Below are 19575 nucleotides of genomic sequence, written 5' to 3'. Positions count from 1 at the left end.
AAGTATCACTTGCCAGCACGGGCCTTGAATGTTGTCGTCAGCAGCGCGGGAGGCAGGCATTGCCTGCTCGCATGACAATAAGATTCGATGGATGGCGGATGAGTGTGACAACGCTTGCAGAGGGTATGAAGGACACGACCATGGCGCCCACTCGCTGGGCGGTGGTGGGGCTGTGCATGCTGTTCAACCTGGTCGATGGCCTTGACGTCATGGCCATGGCGTTCACCGGTGCCAGCGTGTTGGCGCAGTGGGGTTTGAATGCGATCGAGCTGGGCCTGCTGCTCAGCGCCAGTCTGGTGGGGATGGCAGGCGGTTCAGTGCTCGCCGGGCCCTTCGCTGACCGGCATGGGCGTCGCCCCCTGCTGCTGGTCGCGCTGTCGCTGAGCAGCCTGTGCATGCTGCTGTCGTTCTGGAGTCCGGGCCTGTACCCATTGATGCTGCTGCGCACCCTGACCGGTGTCGGCCTGGGCGCGGTACTGGTGGGCGCCAACGTACTGACCCATGAGCATGCAAGCCTGCACCGGCGAGGCCTGGCCATCGCTCTGCAATCGCTGGCGTTCGCCCTCGGCGTAAGCCTGGGTGGTGGGTTGGCGCATGTGTTCAATGAAGGCCTGGGTTGGCGTTATGTCTTTCTCACGGGGGGACTGTTCACGCTCGCCGCCACCCTCGCCGGCGTACTGTGGCTGCACGAATCCCCCGAGTTCCTGGCGCTGCGCCAGGTGGGGCGCCCCCCGCCACCGTCATCAGCGTGTCTGCCAGCATTCCAGGCCGGTATGCCCTATCGGCAGTTGTTCGTGGCGGGTCAGTGGCGGCAGACGCTGGCCCTGGCATTGGCTTTTTTCCTCGTCATGTTCTGCTTTTACTTCGTGACCAGTTGGACCCCGACGCTGCTGGTGCAGAACGGTTTTTCGCAGAAGGAAGGTGCCGCGGGCGGAATGTTGCTTGGCCTCGGCGGAATGCTCGGTGCCTTGCTGATGGGGCTTGGGGCGCATCGCTTTGGCTGCAGGCGCTTGTTGCTGGGGTTCGTGCTGCTCAACGCCGGGCTGATGGCGTTGATGGTGCCGGCAACGAGCTCGCGGGGCCTGGCGGTGGTCGTCAGTTTCAGTACCGGGCTGTTGCTGTATGGCGCAATCGCCGCGCTGTTCATCCTGGCACCTCAAGCATTTGCCACGTCCGTGCGCACCCAAGGCGTGGGCCTGGTGCTGGCATTGGGGCGTCTTGGCGCGATTCTGTCGCCGGCCGTCGCGGGCGTGCTGTTGGAGGCCCGGTGGAGCCCGCTGGGCCTGTTCGGTTTTTTTGCCGCCAGTCAGTTGCTGGCCGCGTGGCTGATCTGGCGTGGCGCGCGGGTGGCTTAAAACGCCAGCTTGTAGCCGATCAGCAACAGCATACTGGCCAGGCAAGGGCGCAGCCAATCGTCGGAAATGCGCCCGGTCAGGTGGCTGCCCAGGTAAATCCCCGGCAGTGAACCGACCAGCAGAAAGCCCAGCACTCCCCAGTCCATGTTGCCCATGCTCGCATGGCCAAGGCCGGCCACCAGGGTCAGCGGCACGGCGTGGGCAATTTCGGTCCCCACCAGGCGGCGTGTTGGCAGCAGCGGATAGAGGATAAACAACGCCACCGTGCCCAAGGCACCGGCACCGATGGAGGTCAGCGCGACCATGGTGCCGAGGATCAGGCCGGTGACCACGGTCAGCACGTTCAGGCGTTTGCCGCTGGGGTTGTAATGACCACCCGCACGGTTGTGCGCGAAGTCGAGCAAGCGCTTCTTGAAGAAAATCGCCAGTGCGGTAGCGAACAGCACAAAACCCAACGCCTGCTTGATGATCGCGTTCATCGCATCGGGTGAAGTTTGCAGGGTGCTCAGGAACCACAACGTCAGCGCCACCGCCGGCACACTGCCCAGGGTCAGCCAGCCGGTGATGGCCCAGTCGATATTCTTGTTCTTGCGGTGCACCAGCACGCCGCTGGATTTGGTAATCGCCGCGTACAGCAGGTCAGTACCCACGGCGGTCGCCGGATTGACGCCGAACCACAGCAGGATGGGGGTCATCAACGAACCACCCCCGACGCCGGTCATGCCGACGATGAAGCCCACTACCAGACCTGCCACGACCAGGCCGAAATCACCGAATTCCATCAACACGCCCACACCGCAGGAAAAATCTGGCCCGCAGGATAGCGATTTTTCTTATAACCACTTATATCGATGCGATCTATCTTTATTCCACTGTTTGATATCAGCCTGGTTTGCTCTGTGGGAGTGGCGTGTTTATTGGACAGGCAGGAAATTGAGGAACAGCAGGCTCTGTGCGTAATTCAATCCGATCCTGCGATAGCGCTCGTCGAGCATCTGGGTCATCAGGTCCAGGCGGGCGACCATCTTGCCGAACTCGGTGGCGAAACTCAGGTTGCTGCCCTCCTCCGAGATTTCATTTGAGAACAACATGGGCTGGCCGTCGGCAGTCTGCCGCTGGCTGAGAATCCAGGTGGCCTTTTCGATGTTGCGCGCGGCGTTGTTGACGAAGGTCGGGTTGATCGAATCGGTCATATAGAACTCCAGCCGGTTGCCATGGGCCGTCACCAGCATGCTGCCGATGGCGTAGATGAACGCCCCGACCCGATCGCCCAGAAACTCCGGGCTCATGGCGAAACTCAGCGCCGCCAGGTCCTTGCGGCCGCCCAGAGCCGGCAATGGCTGTTGCTGCTCGATGGCCATGCGCACCTGTTTAACCGCCGTGCGCGAATCGAGAAAACCGGACTTCTTCAACTCCTGGGGATTGCGCAGGTACAGCTTGCCCATCAGCAGGTAGAGGCTGTCGAGGTTGTCGCGCATGGCCAGGGTCGCCATGCGGTCGACGCTGGTCTGCAGGAACTCCTGGGGCCGGCCCTCGCGAAACTGGCTGATGATGTCTTTTCCATCCTGATGGCTGCAGCCGCTGGTAAACAGCATCGACAGCACGGCGAGCAGCAGGCCAAGACGGCGGGTGGACACAACAGTTGAAGGTGAAACTCGAGCCATGGGTGCTTGGACTTGGGCATGGGCCGGCGGTGGGGATCGCCGCAGGCTGGCCAAGGATAGAGCCGAGAATTTCGAAAAAGTGCAGTGCCGACCATCCTGGCAATGACACTCAAAACTTAATAGTCATACTTTATTAGCGCAAACCTCTCAAAACCAGCTATAAAACCCTGCAAGTCGTTTTAAAAATCGACTTCTAGTATGACTACTTATCCAAAAACAACAAAAAGGAAGGTTGACCATGCTTCAATCCCGCTATTCCCTGTGCCTCCTTGGACTGTCCATGATGATCGCCACCCTCCCCACTCAGGCCGCCGGGCTGTCCAGCGACATGAAAACATTCGGCAAGACCGCAGATGGTACGGCCGTTGAGCAATATGTATTGCGCAACAGCCACGGCATGCAGGCCAGCGTCATCACCTACGGAGCCACCCTTCAAGCGCTTGAAGTGCCGGACAAGAACGGCAAAGTCGCGGACGTGGTGCTCGGCTTCGACGATGTGCAGGGCTATCAGAACGGCAAGGCTTACTTCGGCGCCACCATTGGCCGTTTCGGCAATCGCCTGGCCAACGGTGCCTTCGAGCTCGACGGCAAACGCTATCAGGTGCCGCAAAACGACGGTTCCAACTCACTGCATGGCGGCCCGCTGGGTTTCGACAAGCGTGTCTGGAAAGCCGAGCCGGTAAAAACCGGGGACAGCGTGGGTGTCACGCTGACGTACCTGTCGGCGGACGGCGAGATGGGCTTCCCCGGCAATCTCAAAACCGAGGTTACCTACAGCCTCAATGATCGCAACGAACTGCGCATCGACTACAAGGCCTCCACCGATAAACCCACGGTGCTGAACCTGACCAACCACAGCTACTTCAACCTGGCTGGAGCGGGGAACGGCGACATACTGCAACAATTGGCGACGTTACACGCCAGTCACTACACGCCAGTGAATGCAAAGCTGATCCCCACCGGCGAGCTGGCACCGGTGGCCGGCACGCCAATGGATTTCACCCAGCCCACCGCCATCGGCAAACATATCAAGGCTGATCACCCGCAACTGAAGTTCGCCGAACCCAAGCAAGGCGGGTTTGATTTCAACTGGGTACTGGACAGCAAGGGCGACGTAGGCAAACTCGCCGCGCAAGTCAGCGACCCGCAGTCCGGACGGCAGTTGCAGCTCTACACCAGCGAACCTGGCGTGCAGTTCTACACCAGCAACTTCCTCGACGGAACGGTCAAGGGCAAGGCAGGCAAGACCTACAACCATTGGAGCGCGTTTACCCTTGAAACTCAGCACTATCCTGACGCGCCCAATCAGCCGAACTTCCCATCTACACGCCTGGATCCAGGCAAGACCTACACCCAGAGTACTGTCCTGAAGTTCTCTGCCCACTAAGCCCTTTGCCTGTAGTCGCCGCCACGCCGGCGACTACAGGCAAGGGAACCGCTGAGCTATTCTGGTGCCAACTGGATAACCCATTGTTCACCGGAGGTATTCATGCGGTCTCTCGAACTGGCTGGCGTCCAGGTCCCAGTCATTGGCCAGGGCACCTGGCGAATGGGCGAGGATCACGCCCGTCACGCTGAAGAAGTCGCTGCCCTGCGCCAGGGCATCGAGCTGGGCATGACCCTGATCGACACCGCCGAGATGTACGCTGAAGGGGGCGCCGAAGAGGTGGTCGGCGAAGCGATTGCCGGCCGACGCGATCAGGTTTTCCTGGTCAGCAAGGTCTACCCGCACAACGCCAGCCGCCAAGGTATCCCCCAGGCTTGTGAACGCAGCCTGCGCCGTTTGAATACCGATTACATCGACCTGTACTTGCTGCACTGGCGCGGCCAGTATCCGCTAGCAGAGACCGTCGACGCCTTCGAACGCCTGCGCGAGGAAGGCAAGATCGGCCGTTGGGGCGTGTCCAACTTCGACGTCGATGACTTGGCGCAATTGGCCTCGCCGGCCTGTGCCACCAACCAGGTGCTGTACAACCTGGAGGAACGAGGCATCGAATTCGACTTGCTGCCCTGGTGCCAGCAGCACCGGCTGCCCCTGATGGCGTACTGCCCGATCGGCCAGGGCGGCCAAATGCTCGCCCATCCGACGCTCAAGCAGGTGGCCGCTCGTCATGCCGCCACCCCCGCACAGGTAGCGCTGGCGTGGATTGTGCGACACGATGGCGTGATTGCCATCCCCAAGGCGGTTCGCCCTGAACACGTGCGCCTGAACGCACAAGCCGCGCAATTGCAACTTGAAGCCGGGGATCTCGAGGCGCTGGACCACGCGTTTCGCGCGCCACAACGCAAACAGCGACTGGCCATGGTCTGAGCCATCGCGGTTCTGTCGGAGGGCTTCGGATGAGAAGCACCGATCAGCTCGACGCCTTCAACCTGCAGCGCTTTGTCCTGGCGCAGGACCCGGTGATCGAGCGCGTAAAAAACGAACTCGGCGCCGGCCTCAAGCGCAGTCACTGGATGTGGTTCGTCTTTCCGCAACTCTCGGGGCTGGGAGACAGTGAAATGTCCCGGCGCTTTGCCATTCGCTCCGGCGCAGAAGCGTCGGCCTACCTGCAACATGACCTGCTGGGCCCACGCCTGCGCACGTGCACGCAACTGGTGCTGGATATCCCGCAACGCTCGATTGCCCAGGTATTTGGTCATCCGGATAACCTGAAATTCCATTCTTCCATGACCCTGTTCGCCCAGTTTGCCCCGCCGGGAAGCCTGTACCATCAAGCGCTGGAGCGATACTTCCACGGCATCCCGGACGGATGGACGCTGAGCCTGCTGGATTCAAAACAGGCCCAGTTGCCCCCCAATCAGGGTTGAGAAATCGTCGTCGACAAACGGCAGGATCGCATCGGCCACTGGCTGCAGCTGACGTGTGACGTAGTGGTCGTAGTCGATGGGCGTGCTGCGCACTTCCAGCGGCTCGGGCCCTGCGACGCTGATCACGTAGCTGATCCAGCCACCGTTCTGGTACTGGCGCGGGCGGCCTTGCTGATCATTGTATTCGTCGGCAATGCGCGCCGCGCGAACATGCGGCGGTACGTTGCGTTCGTAATCGTCGAGAGTGCGACGCAGACGCTTGCGGTAGACGAGCCGATCATCGAACTCGCCCGACAGGGTCTTGCGCACGTACTCACGCACGTAGTCCTGATAGGGCTTGTGGTGAAAGATCAGCGAATAAAGCTCCTGCTGAAACTGGCGGGCCAGGAGCGACCAGTCGGTGCGCACGCTTTCCAGCCCCTTGTAGACCATTTCGTCGCTGCCATCGGCGCGCGTCACCAGCCCGGCATAGCGTTTTTTGCTGCCCTCCTCGGCCCCGCGGATGGTCGGCATCAAAAAGCGCTTGTAGTGGGTTTCGAACTGCAATTCCAGCGCGCTTTGCAACCCGTACTCCTGCTGCACGTGCTCGCGCCACCACTGGTTGACGTGATCGACCAGAGCCTGGCCGATCTGCGCCGCTTCCTGCTGGCCGTGGGCACGGCGCAGCCAGACGAACGTCGAATCGGTGTCGCCGTAGATCACGGTATGGCCCTGGGCTTCGATCAATTGCCGCGTGCGCAACATGATTTCGTGGCCCCGCAGGGTGATCGACGAGGCCAGCCGCGTATCGAAAAAGCGGCAGCCGCTTGAGCCGAGCACGCCGTAGAAGGCATTCATGATGATCTTGAGTGCCTGGGACAGCGGCGCGTTGTGCTCGCGCTTGGCGGTTTCGCGGCCCTCGGCGACCCGCGCGACGATGGCCGGCAGGCAATGCCGGGTCCTCGAGAAACGTGCACCGCGAAAACCTGGCACCGATGCACTGTCTTCCGGGTGGCGCAAACCTTCGATCAACCCCACGGGGTCGATGAGAAAGGTACGAATGATCGACGGATACAGGCTTTTGTAGTCGAGCACCAGCACGGACTCGTACAGGCCCGGTTGCGAGTCCATGACAAATCCGCCGGGGCTGGCCTGCGCCGGCTTGCTGCCCACATTCGGCGCGACGAAACCCTGGCGGTGCATCAGCGGCATGTAAAGGTGCGTGAACGCCGCCACCGAGCCGCCGCTGCGATCCGCTGGCAGGCCGGTGACACTGGCCCGCTCCAGGAGAAACGTGAGCAACTGGGTCTTGGCGAAAATCCGCGTGACCAGTTCGCAGTCCTTGAGGTTGTAGGTGGCCAGGGCCGGCTTGTCCTCGGCGAACATGCGGTTGATTTCGTCCATGCGCTGGTACGGCGTGCTGATCGCCTTGCCTTCGCCGAGCAGGGTTTGCGCGACGTTTTCCAGGCTGAACGAAGGGAAGCTCCAGGTGGCCGAGCGCAGGGATTCGATGCCATCGATGATCAACCTTCCGGCGGCCGAGGCGAAGTAATGGTTGCGGCTGCCATGTTCGCGCCACTGCATCTCTTCACCGCCACGCCCCAGCCTCAAAGGCACCGCCAGCCGTCGAGCGTGTTCGTGCAGCACGCGCAGGTCGAACTGCACGACATTCCAACCGATGATCGCGTCCGGGTCGTGGCGGGCAAACCATTCATTGAGCTTTTTCAACAAGGCGGGGCGCGAATCGCAGTACTCGAGCTGGAAATCCACCCCACTGTCGTCGCCATTGGGCGGGCCAAGCATGTACACCTGCCGTTCGCCGCAGCCTTCCAGGGCGATGGAGTACAGCTCGCCTTGCGCGGTGGTCTCGATGTCCAGTGACACCAGCCGCAGGTTTGGGCGGTAATCGGGGTCGGGCTTCATCTGCGCATCGAGCAGCAGGCCGTCGGCATCGGGGGTGCCACCGAAGATGACGGGCGCGGTGATGAACCGCTCCATCATGTAGCGTTCGGGGGGACGCACATCACCCTCGAACATCTCGACGCCCGACTTGCGCAGCGTGGTTTCCAGGCGCATCAATTGCGCGTGCTGCTGGCAGTAGAGGCCGAGCACTGGGCGGTGATCGAAATCCAGCAGGGCCAGGGGTCTGAGCTTGACGTTTTTTTCGTCATGCAGCAGCCGCTCCACCTGCTCACGCTGCTCGGCCGCGATAAACGCCACCGACGGCTGATGAGACAGGCGAATGCGCCGGGGCCCGCCGTCGGTCGCCAGCCAGAATTCGACTTCGGTGCCGGTCGGGGTATCGCGCCAATGTCGGGTCAGGACGAAGCCCCGCTGTAAATCCACCACTGCAACCTCAGATTTGATTTCCGTGGGCAATTCTACGAAAAAAACCGTCGGATGACGTTTTTTGCGCGTTATCTGCCGCTTTACGTCTTGCTCTCAGCGCTCGGGTCTACGATTCTTCAGGAACAACGCCAATCCCCTGGACAGCCATCATGAAAACCGTCGCCCAACTGCTCAAGTTGAAAGATCAGAAAAACCAGGAAGTTCACCAGATCAAGCCGGACCACATGGTGCTCGAAGCCCTGATGAAGATGGCCGAGAAAAACGTCGGAGCCTTGCTGGTGGTGGAAAACGATGAAGTACTGGGCATCATCAGCGAGCGCGACTACGCGCGCAAACTGGTGTTGCATGGCCGCTCGTCGGTGGGCACGCCGGTGCGCGACATCATGGTCTCGCCCGTCATCACAGTGGACACCAAACAAACCGTAGACACGTGTCTTGGCATCATGTCCGACAAGCGCCTGCGCCACTTGCCCGTGGTGGAAAACGGCAAGCTGATCGGCCTGCTGTCGATCGGCGACCTGGTCAAGGAAGCCATCGCCGAACAGGCTGACCTGATCAAGCAGTTGGAGCAGTACATTCGCGGGGAGTAACTCTCCCTCGTCCCCCCGTAGGAGCGAGCATGTCGAGGCGTCGAACCGTCGCGATGGCGGTGTTTCAGTTGGAAAATGTTTGGCTGACACACCGCTATCGCGAGCAAGCTCGCTCCTACAAGGGCACGGTCAACTCCAATGCCGCGCAAACACCGGCGCCAGCGTCGGGTGTCGGTCGATCCGCTCAAGCCAGGCATGAAAGCCCGGCCGGGCGGCGCGCAGATGTTCTCGCGTCCCGGCCCACCGTGTGACGACCGCGGCCAGGACGTCCAACGCACCGGGCGTCTCCTCCCCCAGGTATAACTCACCGGAAAACTGGTCGGCGAACACCTCCCAGCACCAGTGCAGGCGTTGACGCGCACCGGCCACGAGGTTTTCCCGGCTGGAGTGATCCGACGCAATCAACCAGCGCTCCGGGTAATCGATGATGCCGATGGCCGGGTAGCAATTACTGACGATGAACACCAGGCCCCGCAGCGCTTGGTCGCGTTCAGCAGTCACTTTGGGCAGCAGGCTCGACTCGGGAAAGCTCAACCCCAAATGGATCAGGATGGCCGCGCTCTCGGTGAGAATGCTGCCGTCGGGCAATTGCAGGGTCGGAATCTGCTTGAGCGGGTTGAGCTTCTGCAGTTCCAGGGCTGCCTCCATGGACAGCTCGACGTCGATGAACCGATAAGCCACCTCGCACAGCTCCAGGGCGGCCTCGATGGCAGCGGCACCCGAGTTCTTGTGTCCGTAGAGTTGGTACATAAACACCTCCCTTTTGGTGTTCTCTTTGTAGCAGCTGACTACGGCCGTGCCGTGAAAATTCTTTTTTTGTCCTGCATCCAAAACCCTTTCCGACGGGTAGTACCTGTAGCAGCCCCAATGACTGCATAGCGAATCACTCATGACGGAGAGAATTTCATGAATCCCAAACAGCTGATATGCCTTGCCGGTTTGCTCCTTGCCACGCCTGCGGCGTTCGCACAAAGCGCTCTACCTGACAGCATCAAGGTGCCGGACGGCCACAAAGTGGCAATGGAAACTACCGGCGTGGGTGAAATCACCTACGAATGCCGCGACAAGGCCAATGCCGTCGGGCAAACCGAATGGTTCTTCGTCGGCCCCAAGGCAGTCCTCAATGATCGCAGCGGCAAACAGGTCGGCACCTACTTCGGCCCACCCGCCACCTGGCAAGCGCAGGATGGCTCGAAGGTCACCGGCACCCAGTTGGCCGTCGCGCCATCCAGCTCCGGCAACCTTCCCTATCAACTGGTCAAGGCCAACCCCGCCGAAGGAAAAGGCGCGATGAGCGGCGTCAGCTACATCCAGCGCGTGGCGCTCAAGGGTGGCGTCCCACCCAGCGCCGAATGCACGGCTGCCAACAAGGGCAAGCAGGAAGTGGTGAAGTACCAGGCGGATTATATTTTCTGGTCGGCGAGCTGAAAGCGCTTTCTGTAGGAGCGAGCTCGCTCGCGATGGTAGTCCAGACACCGCGGGCAATCAGACAGCCAGCGTTATCGTTGACGACCATCGCGACGGTTCGACATGCTCGCTCCTACAGGGTCCTCTGCTAGATTCATGGCATCCGGATTTATTTTGACGGTTGAGCACATTGTCATTGCCCGAACCTATTTTCGACTACGAAGCCCACCTCGCCGCCTGTGCCCGGGGCGAGCGCCAGGCCCTGCGGGCCTTGTATGTGCAGGAAAGCCCGCGTTTGCTCGGCGTGGCCCGCAGGCTGGTGCACGACACGGCGCTGGCCGAGGACATCGTGCATGATGCGTTCCTGAAGATCTGGGCCGGCGCCGCGCGTTTCGACCCGTCGCGCGGGACAGCAAGAGGCTGGATGTTCAGCGTGACGCGACATCTGGCGCTCAATTTCATCCGCGACAACCCGCGTGAAATCCAGGGCGATATCGACACGCACCCCAGCGTTGAAATAGTCGATGCCGAAGTCCACTCATCGCGCATTCATCTGTGCCTGGAACAGCTGGAACCGGCACGGCGCACATGCATCCTGCACGCCTACGTCGACGGTTATTCCCATGCGCAGATTTCACACAAGCTCGGCACACCGCTGGGCACCGTCAAAGCCTGGATCAAACGCAGCCTGATGGCCTTGCGGGAGTGCATGGGATGACCACCCGACCTGTGGATGAAACCCCCGAGGAACTTGACGAGCTCGCCAGTGAATACGTACTGGGTACACTTTCGGCAGAGCAGCGCACCGAGGTCCGGCGACGCCTGCGCGACGAAACCCGATTGCGCACGGCGGTCGATGGTTGGGAGCGTCGTTTGCTGGGCCTGACTGATCTTGCCGAACCCGAAACACCATCGCCCCATCTGTGGCACCGCATCGAACGCAGCCTCAACGCGTCGAACGTGAAACCGGTCGCGTCCCCAGCGTCCTCCTGGTGGGATCGGCTGGCGCTATGGCGAGGTCTCGCGGGGGCCGGGCTGGCAGCAACACTCGTACTCGGCGCGTTGCTGCTGACGCAAACCACGGTCAAACCGACCTATCTGGTGGTGTTGGTCGCGCCGCAGGACAACGCCCCCGGCTGGGTGATCCAGGCCAGCAATCCCAGGGAGATCCAGCTGATTCCGTTGGGGGTTGCGCAGGTTCCAGAGGACAAGGCGCTGGAGTTCTGGACCAAGGGCGAGGGTTGGCAAGGGCCAGTGTCCCTGGGCCTGGTGAAACCGGGGCAAACCCTGTCGGTGCCGCTGGACAAACTGCCGCCGCTGGAGGCAAACCAGTTGTTCGAGCTAACCCTGGAAAACCGCACGGGCTCGCCGATTGGCAAACCGACAGGGCCGATCCAGGCCATTGGGCGTGCGGTGAAGGTGATTTGACCCACTCGTATCCCACCGCGTAATCATTTGCCCGCTTGTTTCATGCATCGCTGATACCGCTCATCAACCCGCTTGGCGAACCACGCCGTGGTGAGTTTGCGGGTGATTTTCGGGCTTTGCAGTACGATGCCCGGCAACACCGCCCGGGGTAACTGACGACCGTCGGCCTTTTCCGCCAGGTCGAACACCCGCTGATACAGCTCGGTCTCTTCAAAATCCAGGCTCTTGCCCTTCTCCAGTTGATCCCTGATGACCGGGTTGCGCATACCCAGGCGTTTACCCAGGCTTCGTGCGGCCAGTTCGGTGCTGCCGGGCATGATCGAGCCGTAGCGCACCAGGTCGCCATCCAGCGCCAGGGGGATGCCCGAAGCGCGACTCAACGCATTCTGAAAGGCCGCGTTGCGGCTCGCGTACCAGCCGGCGTTGAAATCGGCAAAGCGGTACAGCGGCTGGGTGTAGTTCACCGGATAACCGAGCAAGTGGGCGATGCCAAAGTACATGCCGCCGCGACGGCTGAACACTTCACGGCGAATGGTGCCGTCCACCGGGTACGGATAATTGCGGGCCTGCTGTTCGGCAAACTCGATGCTGACCTGCATCGGCCCGCCGGTGTGCACCGGGTTGAAGCTGCCGAACAGCGTGCGCCCCATGGGCACCATGCCAATGAAATCATCGAAAATCGCACTCAACTCTTTTTCGCTGCGCGCGCTACTCAATCGGTCGCTGTAGCTTTTGCCGTTGCTGGAGCGCACTTGCAACGCAGCACTCACCAAAAGGCCAGGCACGTGGGCCTTGGCGGCGCGACGGTCGATCTCGTCCCGGGCGATCTTGCCCAGGCCCGGCACGGGCGGATCCACCTGGAAGGTGGATTCCTGCTCGGTGACCGCGAGCACCGAACACAGGTTTTGCGTTGAGGTCTCGATGCCCTGGGCAGCGAACGCGGCGTAGATGTCCGTGGCCCAACCCTGGCGATCCACGGTTTTGGCCGGCAGCAGGCGCACAATCTCTGCCCTGACTTCGGCAGGCGGCCGGGGCGCTGTCTGCTGGGGACGCTGCGTGCCGCAACCGGCCAGCACCAGCAGCGCGATGCTACTCAGGATCACTCGATAGACTTGCATGCGGCTCCATCCAATGCGTTGAACCTTGCTCACCATACGATCAATGGCATGGCGCAAGCTATGACTGCAAGTGGTGACCGGCGTTCACGGCCCGGGAAAAACACCCCACCGTGCGCTTTAATGGAGACAGGGGCGTGAAAACGAGGGACCCAGGTATGAACCGCTGCGACGTGCTGGTCGTCGGCGCCGGCCCCACCGGGCTGGTGCTCGCGCTGTGGCTCAGCAAGTTGAAGATTCGCGTAAGGATCATTGACAGGACTTTCACCCCTGGCACCACATCGCGGGCACTGGCCGTGCAGGCGCGAACGCTGGAGCTGTACCGGCAACTGGACCTGAGCCACGCGGTGATCAAAGGCGGCCATCGCGTGGCGGCGGCCAACTTCTGGGTCAGGGGCGAACCGGTCACACGCCTGCCGTTGAGTACGGTGGGTGAAGGACTGACGCCCTATGCCTTCCTCGAGATTTTCCCCCAGGACGAGCACGAGAAGCTGCTGATCGAGCGCCTGGAGACGTTCGGTGTGCACGTCGAGCGCAATACCTCGCTTGAGCATTTCGAGGAAACCGGCGACACCCTGACCGCCCGCCTGCGCCTGGCCGACGGTCAGGAGGAAATCTGCCAGGCATGCTATCTCGCCGGTTGTGACGGCGCCCGTTCGATTGTGCGCAAGACCCTGGACACCGGGTTTCCCGGGGGTACTTACCAACAGATCTTCTACGTGGCCGATGTGCAGGCCAAAGGACCGGCCCTCAATGGCGAGTTGCACCTGGACCTGGATGAAGCGGACTTTCTCGCGGTGTTCCCCTTGGCCGGCGAAGGTCGCGCGCGGCTGATCGGCACAGTACGCGATGACCGCGCCGAACACGCCGACACCCTGCAGTTCGAGGACGTCAGCAGCCGGGCCATCGAACATTTGAAAGTGCAGATCGAACGGGTCAACTGGTTTTCCACCTATCGCGTTCACCATCGCGTGGCTGAGCACTTTCGTCGCGGCCGCGCCTTTCTGCTCGGCGATGCTGCCCATGTACACAGTCCGGCGGGCGGCCAGGGCATGAACACCGGGATTGGCGATGCCATTAACCTGGCGTGGAAACTGGCTGCCGTCCTCAATGGCAGCGCCACGCCAGCGCTGCTCGACACCTACGAAACCGAGCGCATCGCGTTCGCACGCAAACTGGTCGCCACCACCGACCGGGTGTTCAGCTTCGTCACCGCCGAAGGGCGTATGGCCGATCTGCTGCGCACGCGCCTGGCGCCGTTTCTGCTGCCCAAAGCGGCCTCTTTCGCTGCCTCCCGCGAGTTCCTGTTTCGGACCGTGTCACAGATCACCGTGAATTATCGCGGCATGCCCTTGAGCACCGGCACCGCCGGACAGGTGCACGGCGGCGACCGGTTGCCCTGGGCGCATGACGGTGAAGGAGATAACTATGAAGCGCTGAAGTGTCTGAACTGGCAGGTGCATGTGTATGGCGACACCAGCGACGAAATGATCGCCTGGTGCAACGAACACCATGTGCCCTTGCACGTGTTCGATTGGCGGCCGGCGTTTGATGCGGCAGGGCTTGGGCGCAATGGCTTTTACCTGCTGCGCCCGGACACCTATGTGGCGATTGCCGAGACCTGTTCGGACCCGAAAGTCATCGAACGGTACTTTCGGCAGCACGGGATCCGCCCCTATTTTGCAGATCACTGACACCCTGCATTCCCCGCTCCCACAGGGAGGAATGCGTGTGTGTTTCAGATCCCCGCCAACGCCAGGTCCATCGCGAAGTAAGTGAAGATCAGGTCCGCCCCTGCCCGCTTGATCGCGCCAAGGCTTTCGCGCACCACGCGATCTTCGTCGATGGCCCCGGCCTGGGCGCCGAACTTGATCATCGCGTACTCGCCGCTGACCTGATACGCCGACAGCGGCAGGTTCGACGCCTCGCGGATGTCGCGGATGATGTCCAGGTAGGCGCCGGCCGGTTTGACCATCAGTGCGTCGGCGCCTTCCTGCTCGTCCAGCAGCGATTCACGCAGAGCTTCGCGGCGGTTCATCGGGTTCATCTGGTAGCTTTTGCGGTCACCCTTGAGGGCGCTGCCACCGGCTTCACGAAACGGGCCGTAGAGCGCCGAGGCGAATTTGGTCGAGTAGGCCATGATCGCGGTCTGGGTAAAACCGGCGGCGTCCAGGGCCCGGCGGATCGCCTGCACCTGGCCGTCCATGGCGGCCGACGGGGCAATCACATCCGCCCCGGCACGCGCGGCGGCCACGGCTTGTTTGCCGAGGTTGACCAGGGTCTGGTCGTTGTCCACTTCATGGTTATGCATCACGCCGCAATGCCCGTGATCGGTGTATTCACAAAAGCAGGTGTCGGACATGACGATCATCTCCGGCACAGCGTCCTTGGCAATGCGCGACATGCGCGACACCAGTCCGTTCTCGCTCCAGGTGTCGCTGCCGTTGCTGTCCAGATGATGGGATACGCCGAAGGTCATCACCGACTTGATCCCGGCCCGGGCATAACGCTCGATCTCGCCGGCCAGTTTTGATTCCGGAATGCGCATCACACCGGGCATGCTCTTGATTGGCACGAAGTCGTCGATCTCTTCTTCAACGAAAATCGGCAACACCAGGTCATTGAGGCTGAACTCGGTTTCCTGGAACAGACTGCGCAGGCTCGCATTGCGACGCAGACGGCGTGGACGTGCTTCGGGGAACTGGCTGGACATGAACCTTCCTGAGGACAAGACGAAAGTCGTAGGGGGCAAAAGCTTATGCCTGTGGCACCCGGTGGTACAAACCCGTCAGGAGGAAAAACCGTTACTGCTTTGGCAATAATCCACGTTAGCCACGGTATGGAATGGCTCTTTGTGGGAGCGAGCAAGCCCGCTCCCACAAGGGATGGTGTGCATTTCAAGAGACGGGTTTAGGGATCTCCAGCCCGCGTACCACCGCTGGCCGTGCCAGGAAGCGCTCGAGCACCCGCGTCACGTTGGGGAAGTTGTGAATGCCCACCAGCTCGCCGGCTTCATAAAACCCGAGCAGGTTGCGCACCCACGGGAAGATGGCGATGTCGGCGATGGTGTAGCGCTCACCCATGATCCAGTCGCGCCCTTGCAGACGGGTGTCGAGGACTTTGAGCAGGCGTTTGCTTTCTTCGACGTAGCGGACACGTGGACGCTTGTCTTCGTAGTCCTTGCCGGCAAACTTGTTGAAGAAACCGAGCTGGCCGAACATCGGGCCAATGCCCCCCATCTGGAACATCAGCCACTGGATCGTTTCGTAACGCGCGGCGGCATCCTGGGGCAGCAGTTGCCCGCTTTTGTCGGCGAGGTAGATGAGGATCGCCCCGGACTCGAACAGCGCCAGCGGTTTTTCGCCCGGGCCGTGGGGGTCGAGGATCGCAGGGATCTTGTTATTGGGGCTCAGCGAAAGAAACTCGGGAGAAAACTGATCGTTGCTCTCGAAACCCACGCGATGCGGCTCGTAAGGCAAGCCGATCTCCTCGAGCATGATCGACACCTTGACGCCATTGGGGGTTGGCAGCGAGTAGAGCTGAATCCACTCAGGGTATTGGGCCGGCCACTTGCGGGTGATGGGGAACGCAGACAGATCAGTCATCACGGGGATCCACGAAAAGATTGAGAGGGACGATCATAGTGGCAACCGCGCCATTTGACGCATCAATAATGCTGATAGGCAAGATCAGCACAATGCAGGTTTCATCAGCCCCTGCCCCGAGTACCGTGTCCACAATTTCGCAACATCCTGTCGATAACCTCTGCAGCAAGACGTTTGAGGTTGTCGGTACATTGCTGCGCACGCAACCGGCATCGAACCAAATGAGCGTCAGTGGACTCTGAGTCTTACCTTTTTTTGGAAACGGACCAGTTGCACGACATGGAAACCACCTGACGCCGGGAGCGCGGGTGCAAAGGTTTGTCAGCCTTAACCGAATGCGCTGAAGAATCACTCATTCCATGATGAACCCGATCAAATACCTGCAATGCCTCAAGCCTCGTGCCTGGCTCTTGCTACCCTCCCTGCTGGCAGTCAGTGGGCTGTTCCTGTCGCTCGAATCCAGCGAAAGCCGCGCTCAACCGAAGAACGGCACCCAGACGCTGGTGTTCCTGCGCCACGCCGAAAAACCCGAGGGTGGCCTCGGCCAGCTCAACTGCCAGGGCCTGAACCGGGCCATCGACCTGGCGACGCTGCTGCCCGAAAAATTCGGCAAGGCCAATTACGTATTCGCCGCGAACCCGACGCGCAATGTCGAGGAAGGCGAACTGGACAATTCCTACAGCTACATCCGCCCCCTGATGACCATCAGCCCCAGCGCAATCAAGCTCGGCCTGCCGGTGAACATCGATTATTCCGCCAACGACACCAATGACCTGGCCAACGAACTGCTGAGCAACAAGTACCACAACTCGGTGATCTACACGGCCTGGTCCCATGGTTACCTGCCCGAACTGATCAACAAGGTCGCGGGCAAGGCCGTGGGCAAAAAGCAGAACATCACCGATGACTGGGAATCCGGCGACTTCGATTCGCTGTATGTGCTGACCCTGACCTGGCATAACGGTAAAGCCAGCTTGCAGAGTCATAGCTACAAACAGGGGTTGGATAATGGACAGCAAACTTGTCCGACTTGAGGTATCGGGTGCGGATCGGGCCCCATCGCTGGCGAGCCCTTTCCTGCAAGGGACATGATTGATCAGGGCACCAGGATGACCTTGTCACTGCTGCCCTGATTGACCTCGGCATAGCGCGCGAGCCCTTCGGCCAACGGCGCTTCCACCAACCCCTGGGGCAGCGGCAACAGTCCCTCATCGAAGAACTTGCCGAACTGATCGAGCATCGCCGCACAGGCCTGCACGCCGTAGAGCAACGAGTTGATACCCACCACGGAACCGCCCTTGCGGTACAGCGCCAGCGCCGGCATTTGCACCATGCCATCCACCGGTGCGGCGATGATGGCGATTCGGCCGAAGGTAGCCAATGCCGGGACGGAAGCCGGCAGCCAGAAGCCGGTGGTGTCGAAGATCACCTCGGCGCCGCCGCTGAACACCTCATTAACCTGGGCGCCGAGCGCCTCTGGCTGTGCAAGTTGCAGCGTCTGATAACCTTGTTCCTGCAAGGCCTTGACCTGCTCCGGTCGGCGCGCCGCGGCCAGCAGTTTCGCGCCACGCACTTTCGCCAGGGCCAGCGCCGCTGTGGCAACTGCTCCCCCACCGATCACCAGCAACCTGGTGTCCGCCTTTACCAGGCTGCGCTCCAGAGCATCCCAGGCGGTGGTGTAAGGCACGCCGAGGCTGGCGGCCTGGGCGAAACTCAGGTGCGAGGGTTTGAGCGCAACGCCGTTGGCCGGCAGTTTGACGAATTGCGCATGGGCGCCGTCAGCGAAAAAGCCCAGTTCACGGCCGGTGCCCCATACTTCCTGACCGACCAACGCCTGCGGGCCCTGCACCACGATGCCGGCAAAATCACGGCCGGGAATGCGCGGCAGCGTTGTGTAAGGGAAACGCCCCAGTACGTTCTTCACATCACTGGGGTTGAGGCCCGCAGCCTTGATCTGTACCAGCACTTCATCGGCGCCGCAAACAGGCGTGGGGACTTCGGCCAGGCGCAGGGCCGAGAGGTCACCGGTTTTATCGAACTGCAATGCTTTCATGAACGTATCCATTGAACAGGAGGAAGGAAATTCAGGAGATCCAGCCAGCGACCAGTTGCCGGCCCATCGGCCACAACTTTTCGCCGGCCAGCATGCCCAGCAGGCCGATCAACGCGATGGCTGGCGGCGCGGGGGAACGAAAATCCAGCGCGCCATAGATCAGGCCGACGCCCAGGCCGATGGCCAGCGAAACGAGGTAACTCATGACAGACTCCGCAGGATGTGAGGTATGCGCAGAGTCTAGGGAGAAGCGGCGAATGGCATCGGACAGGTGCTTCTGAATTTCGGACAAAACCACCCCGGACACACCGCCCCCTGTAGGAGCGAGCTTGCTCGCGATGGTGGCTCAGTCACCGCGGGGTGTCAGGTTGACAGCGTCATCGTTGACGCCCATCGCGAGCGTGCTCGCTCCTACAGGGTTGAGGCGTGGGGATTGAGGGCAAACTGCGAAGGCGCCATGCCCAGTTCGCGGCGGAACATGTCGCTGAAGCTGCTCGGCGAATAACCCAGCTCCCGGGCAATGCGGCTGACAGCCACGCCCTGGATCAGCTCGGCCGCCGCCATCGCCAATTGCACCTGACGCCGCCATTCGGCGAAGCCCATGCCCAGGCCCTCCTTGAACAGTCGCGCCAGGGTGCGCACGCTCGCCCCGGCATTCTCCGCGTGTTGCTCGAAAGGGATGTCCAACGACGGCGCGGCCATGACGGCCTGGCACAGATTCATCAGGCGTTGGTCGGAATCGTCCGGCAAAGGCACCTTCAATTGCGAGCGCCGGGCTCGTTGCAGCTCCAGCAGCGCGAGGCCCACCAACGCCTCGTAATACTCCGGTGGCCCGTCCTCGCCTTGCGCCACGAGGCCGACGATCAACTCGCGCAGCAACCCACCCACTTCGATCACCTGCACCGTAGCGTCCAGCGTCGCCGCCAATGACGGGCGCAGGTAGATATTGCGCATCTGCAAATCCGACACCACGCGGATCCCGTGGGGCACGCCCGGCGGCAACCACACCGCCCGCTGCGGCGGCACCACCAGGGCTTCATGCGGCGTCTCGACCCACATCACCCCGCTCATCGCATACAACAACTGGCCCCAGGCATGCTCGTGCGGCTCGATGAACAGTCCACGCGGGTAAGTACGCGCCAGCGGTTGCACGGGCACATCGGTATCACTCAGGTCAGGCGGTGCGGCAAGGGCCATGATCAGCAATCACTGGAGGGGT

The 19575-nt window shown here is 61.4% G+C and carries 20 protein-coding genes; 10 read left to right on the top strand and 10 right to left on the bottom strand.

From position 1 onward, the window contains the following. Positions 1-140: 140 nt before the first annotated feature. Complete coding sequence (locus AB4O36_RS05895; RefSeq protein ID WP_460141232.1) at positions 141-1355, top strand: MFS transporter; 1215 nt, start codon at positions 141-143, stop codon at positions 1353-1355. Here AB4O36_RS05895 and AB4O36_RS05890 read toward each other — a convergent pair. Together AB4O36_RS05890 and AB4O36_RS05885 are read right to left on the bottom strand one after the other, a co-directional pair. Then, positions 1352-2137, bottom strand: a complete 786-nt coding sequence (locus AB4O36_RS05890; protein WP_460122417.1) for a sulfite exporter TauE/SafE family protein — start codon at positions 2135-2137, stop codon at positions 1352-1354. The genes AB4O36_RS05895 and AB4O36_RS05890 overlap by 4 nt on opposite strands. Before the next feature lie 132 nt (positions 2138-2269). After that, positions 2270-3019 carry a hypothetical protein gene (locus tag AB4O36_RS05885; RefSeq protein WP_460141231.1) on the bottom strand — a complete coding sequence of 250 codons (750 nt, stop codon included), beginning with the start codon at positions 3017-3019 and terminating at the stop codon, positions 2270-2272. Between the two features lie 238 nt (positions 3020-3257). Between AB4O36_RS05885 and AB4O36_RS05880 the strand changes: the two genes are divergently transcribed. From AB4O36_RS05880 to AB4O36_RS05870, 3 genes are all read left to right on the top strand, one after another. Continuing rightward, positions 3258-4406, top strand: coding sequence for an aldose epimerase family protein (locus AB4O36_RS05880; RefSeq protein ID WP_460141230.1), 1149 nt, complete (start codon positions 3258-3260; stop codon positions 4404-4406). A gap of 102 nt (positions 4407-4508) precedes the next feature. Continuing rightward, entirely contained in the window at positions 4509-5330 is an 822-nt protein-coding gene (locus AB4O36_RS05875) for an aldo/keto reductase (protein ID WP_460122411.1), read from the top strand. Positions 5331-5359: 29 nt separating this feature from the next. Then, complete coding sequence (locus tag AB4O36_RS05870; RefSeq protein WP_460141229.1) at positions 5360-5830, top strand: DUF1810 domain-containing protein; 471 nt, start codon at positions 5360-5362, stop codon at positions 5828-5830. Here the strand turns inward: AB4O36_RS05870 and AB4O36_RS05865 are convergent. Beyond that, positions 5795-8155, bottom strand: a complete 2361-nt coding sequence (locus AB4O36_RS05865) for a DNA polymerase II (protein ID WP_460141228.1) — start codon at positions 8153-8155, stop codon at positions 5795-5797. The two genes, AB4O36_RS05870 and AB4O36_RS05865, sit on opposite strands and share 36 nt — an antisense overlap. A 152-nt stretch (positions 8156-8307) precedes the next feature. Here AB4O36_RS05865 and AB4O36_RS05860 point away from each other — a divergent pair, with 152 nt between their 5' ends. Further along, the gene (locus tag AB4O36_RS05860) at positions 8308-8748 is read left to right on the top strand and encodes a CBS domain-containing protein (RefSeq protein WP_460141227.1); all 441 of its coding nucleotides are present in this window, start codon (positions 8308-8310) and stop codon (positions 8746-8748) included. Positions 8749-8877: 129 nt separating this feature from the next. On the opposite strand, the gene AB4O36_RS05855 is transcribed toward AB4O36_RS05860, so the two are convergent. Then, a complete protein-coding gene (locus tag AB4O36_RS05855; protein WP_460122403.1) occupies positions 8878-9498 on the bottom strand; it encodes a glutathione S-transferase in 621 nt (206 codons plus the stop codon). A 156-nt stretch (positions 9499-9654) separates the two neighbouring features. On the opposite strand from AB4O36_RS05855, the gene AB4O36_RS05850 reads away from it, so the two are divergent. The 3 genes from AB4O36_RS05850 (at position 9655) to AB4O36_RS05840 (ending at position 11583) form a co-directional block, all read left to right on the top strand. Further along, complete coding sequence (locus AB4O36_RS05850) at positions 9655-10176, top strand: DUF3455 domain-containing protein (protein WP_460122401.1); 522 nt, start codon at positions 9655-9657, stop codon at positions 10174-10176. A 169-nt stretch (positions 10177-10345) separates the two neighbouring features. After that, positions 10346-10873: a sigma-70 family RNA polymerase sigma factor gene (locus AB4O36_RS05845; RefSeq protein ID WP_460126602.1), complete on the top strand. Its 528-nt coding sequence runs from the start codon at positions 10346-10348 to the stop codon at positions 10871-10873. Further along, positions 10870-11583: an anti-sigma factor gene (locus AB4O36_RS05840; RefSeq protein WP_460122399.1), complete on the top strand. Its 714-nt coding sequence runs from the start codon at positions 10870-10872 to the stop codon at positions 11581-11583. Before AB4O36_RS05845 ends, AB4O36_RS05840 begins: the two co-directional genes overlap by 4 nt. A gap of 23 nt (positions 11584-11606) precedes the next feature. On the opposite strand, the gene AB4O36_RS05835 is transcribed toward AB4O36_RS05840, so the two are convergent. Further along, the gene (locus AB4O36_RS05835; protein WP_460122397.1) at positions 11607-12701 is read right to left on the bottom strand and encodes a DUF1615 domain-containing protein; all 1095 of its coding nucleotides are present in this window, start codon (positions 12699-12701) and stop codon (positions 11607-11609) included. A 155-nt stretch (positions 12702-12856) separates the two neighbouring features. On the opposite strand from AB4O36_RS05835, the gene AB4O36_RS05830 reads away from it, so the two are divergent. Continuing rightward, positions 12857-14392: an FAD-dependent monooxygenase gene (locus AB4O36_RS05830; protein ID WP_460141226.1), complete on the top strand. Its 1536-nt coding sequence runs from the start codon at positions 12857-12859 to the stop codon at positions 14390-14392. A 44-nt stretch (positions 14393-14436) separates the two neighbouring features. On the opposite strand, the gene hemB is transcribed toward AB4O36_RS05830, so the two are convergent. Together hemB and AB4O36_RS05820 are read right to left on the bottom strand one after the other, a co-directional pair. Then, positions 14437-15411: a porphobilinogen synthase gene (gene hemB, locus AB4O36_RS05825; RefSeq protein WP_460141225.1), complete on the bottom strand. Its 975-nt coding sequence runs from the start codon at positions 15409-15411 to the stop codon at positions 14437-14439. 184 nt (positions 15412-15595) lie between these two features. After that, the gene (locus AB4O36_RS05820; protein ID WP_460141224.1) at positions 15596-16303 is read right to left on the bottom strand and encodes a glutathione S-transferase family protein; all 708 of its coding nucleotides are present in this window, start codon (positions 16301-16303) and stop codon (positions 15596-15598) included. 359 nt (positions 16304-16662) lie between these two features. Here AB4O36_RS05820 and AB4O36_RS05815 point away from each other — a divergent pair, with 359 nt between their 5' ends. Further along, positions 16663-17337: a histidine phosphatase family protein gene (locus AB4O36_RS05815; RefSeq protein WP_460141223.1), complete on the top strand. Its 675-nt coding sequence runs from the start codon at positions 16663-16665 to the stop codon at positions 17335-17337. Positions 17338-17399: 62 nt separating this feature from the next. On the opposite strand, the gene AB4O36_RS05810 is transcribed toward AB4O36_RS05815, so the two are convergent. From AB4O36_RS05810 to AB4O36_RS05800, 3 genes are all read right to left on the bottom strand, one after another. After that, entirely contained in the window at positions 17400-18356 is a 957-nt protein-coding gene (locus tag AB4O36_RS05810; protein ID WP_460141222.1) for a quinone oxidoreductase family protein, read from the bottom strand. A gap of 31 nt (positions 18357-18387) precedes the next feature. Continuing rightward, a complete protein-coding gene (locus AB4O36_RS05805) occupies positions 18388-18561 on the bottom strand; it encodes a DUF1427 family protein (RefSeq protein WP_460122387.1) in 174 nt (57 codons plus the stop codon). Between the two features lie 206 nt (positions 18562-18767). After that, positions 18768-19553, bottom strand: coding sequence for an AraC family transcriptional regulator (locus tag AB4O36_RS05800; protein ID WP_460141221.1), 786 nt, complete (start codon positions 19551-19553; stop codon positions 18768-18770). Positions 19554-19575 lie beyond the last annotated feature (22 nt).

The organism is Pseudomonas sp. S2_E01, from assembly GCF_054668365.1.
This window is presented reverse-complemented; position numbering and strand designations above follow the sequence as displayed.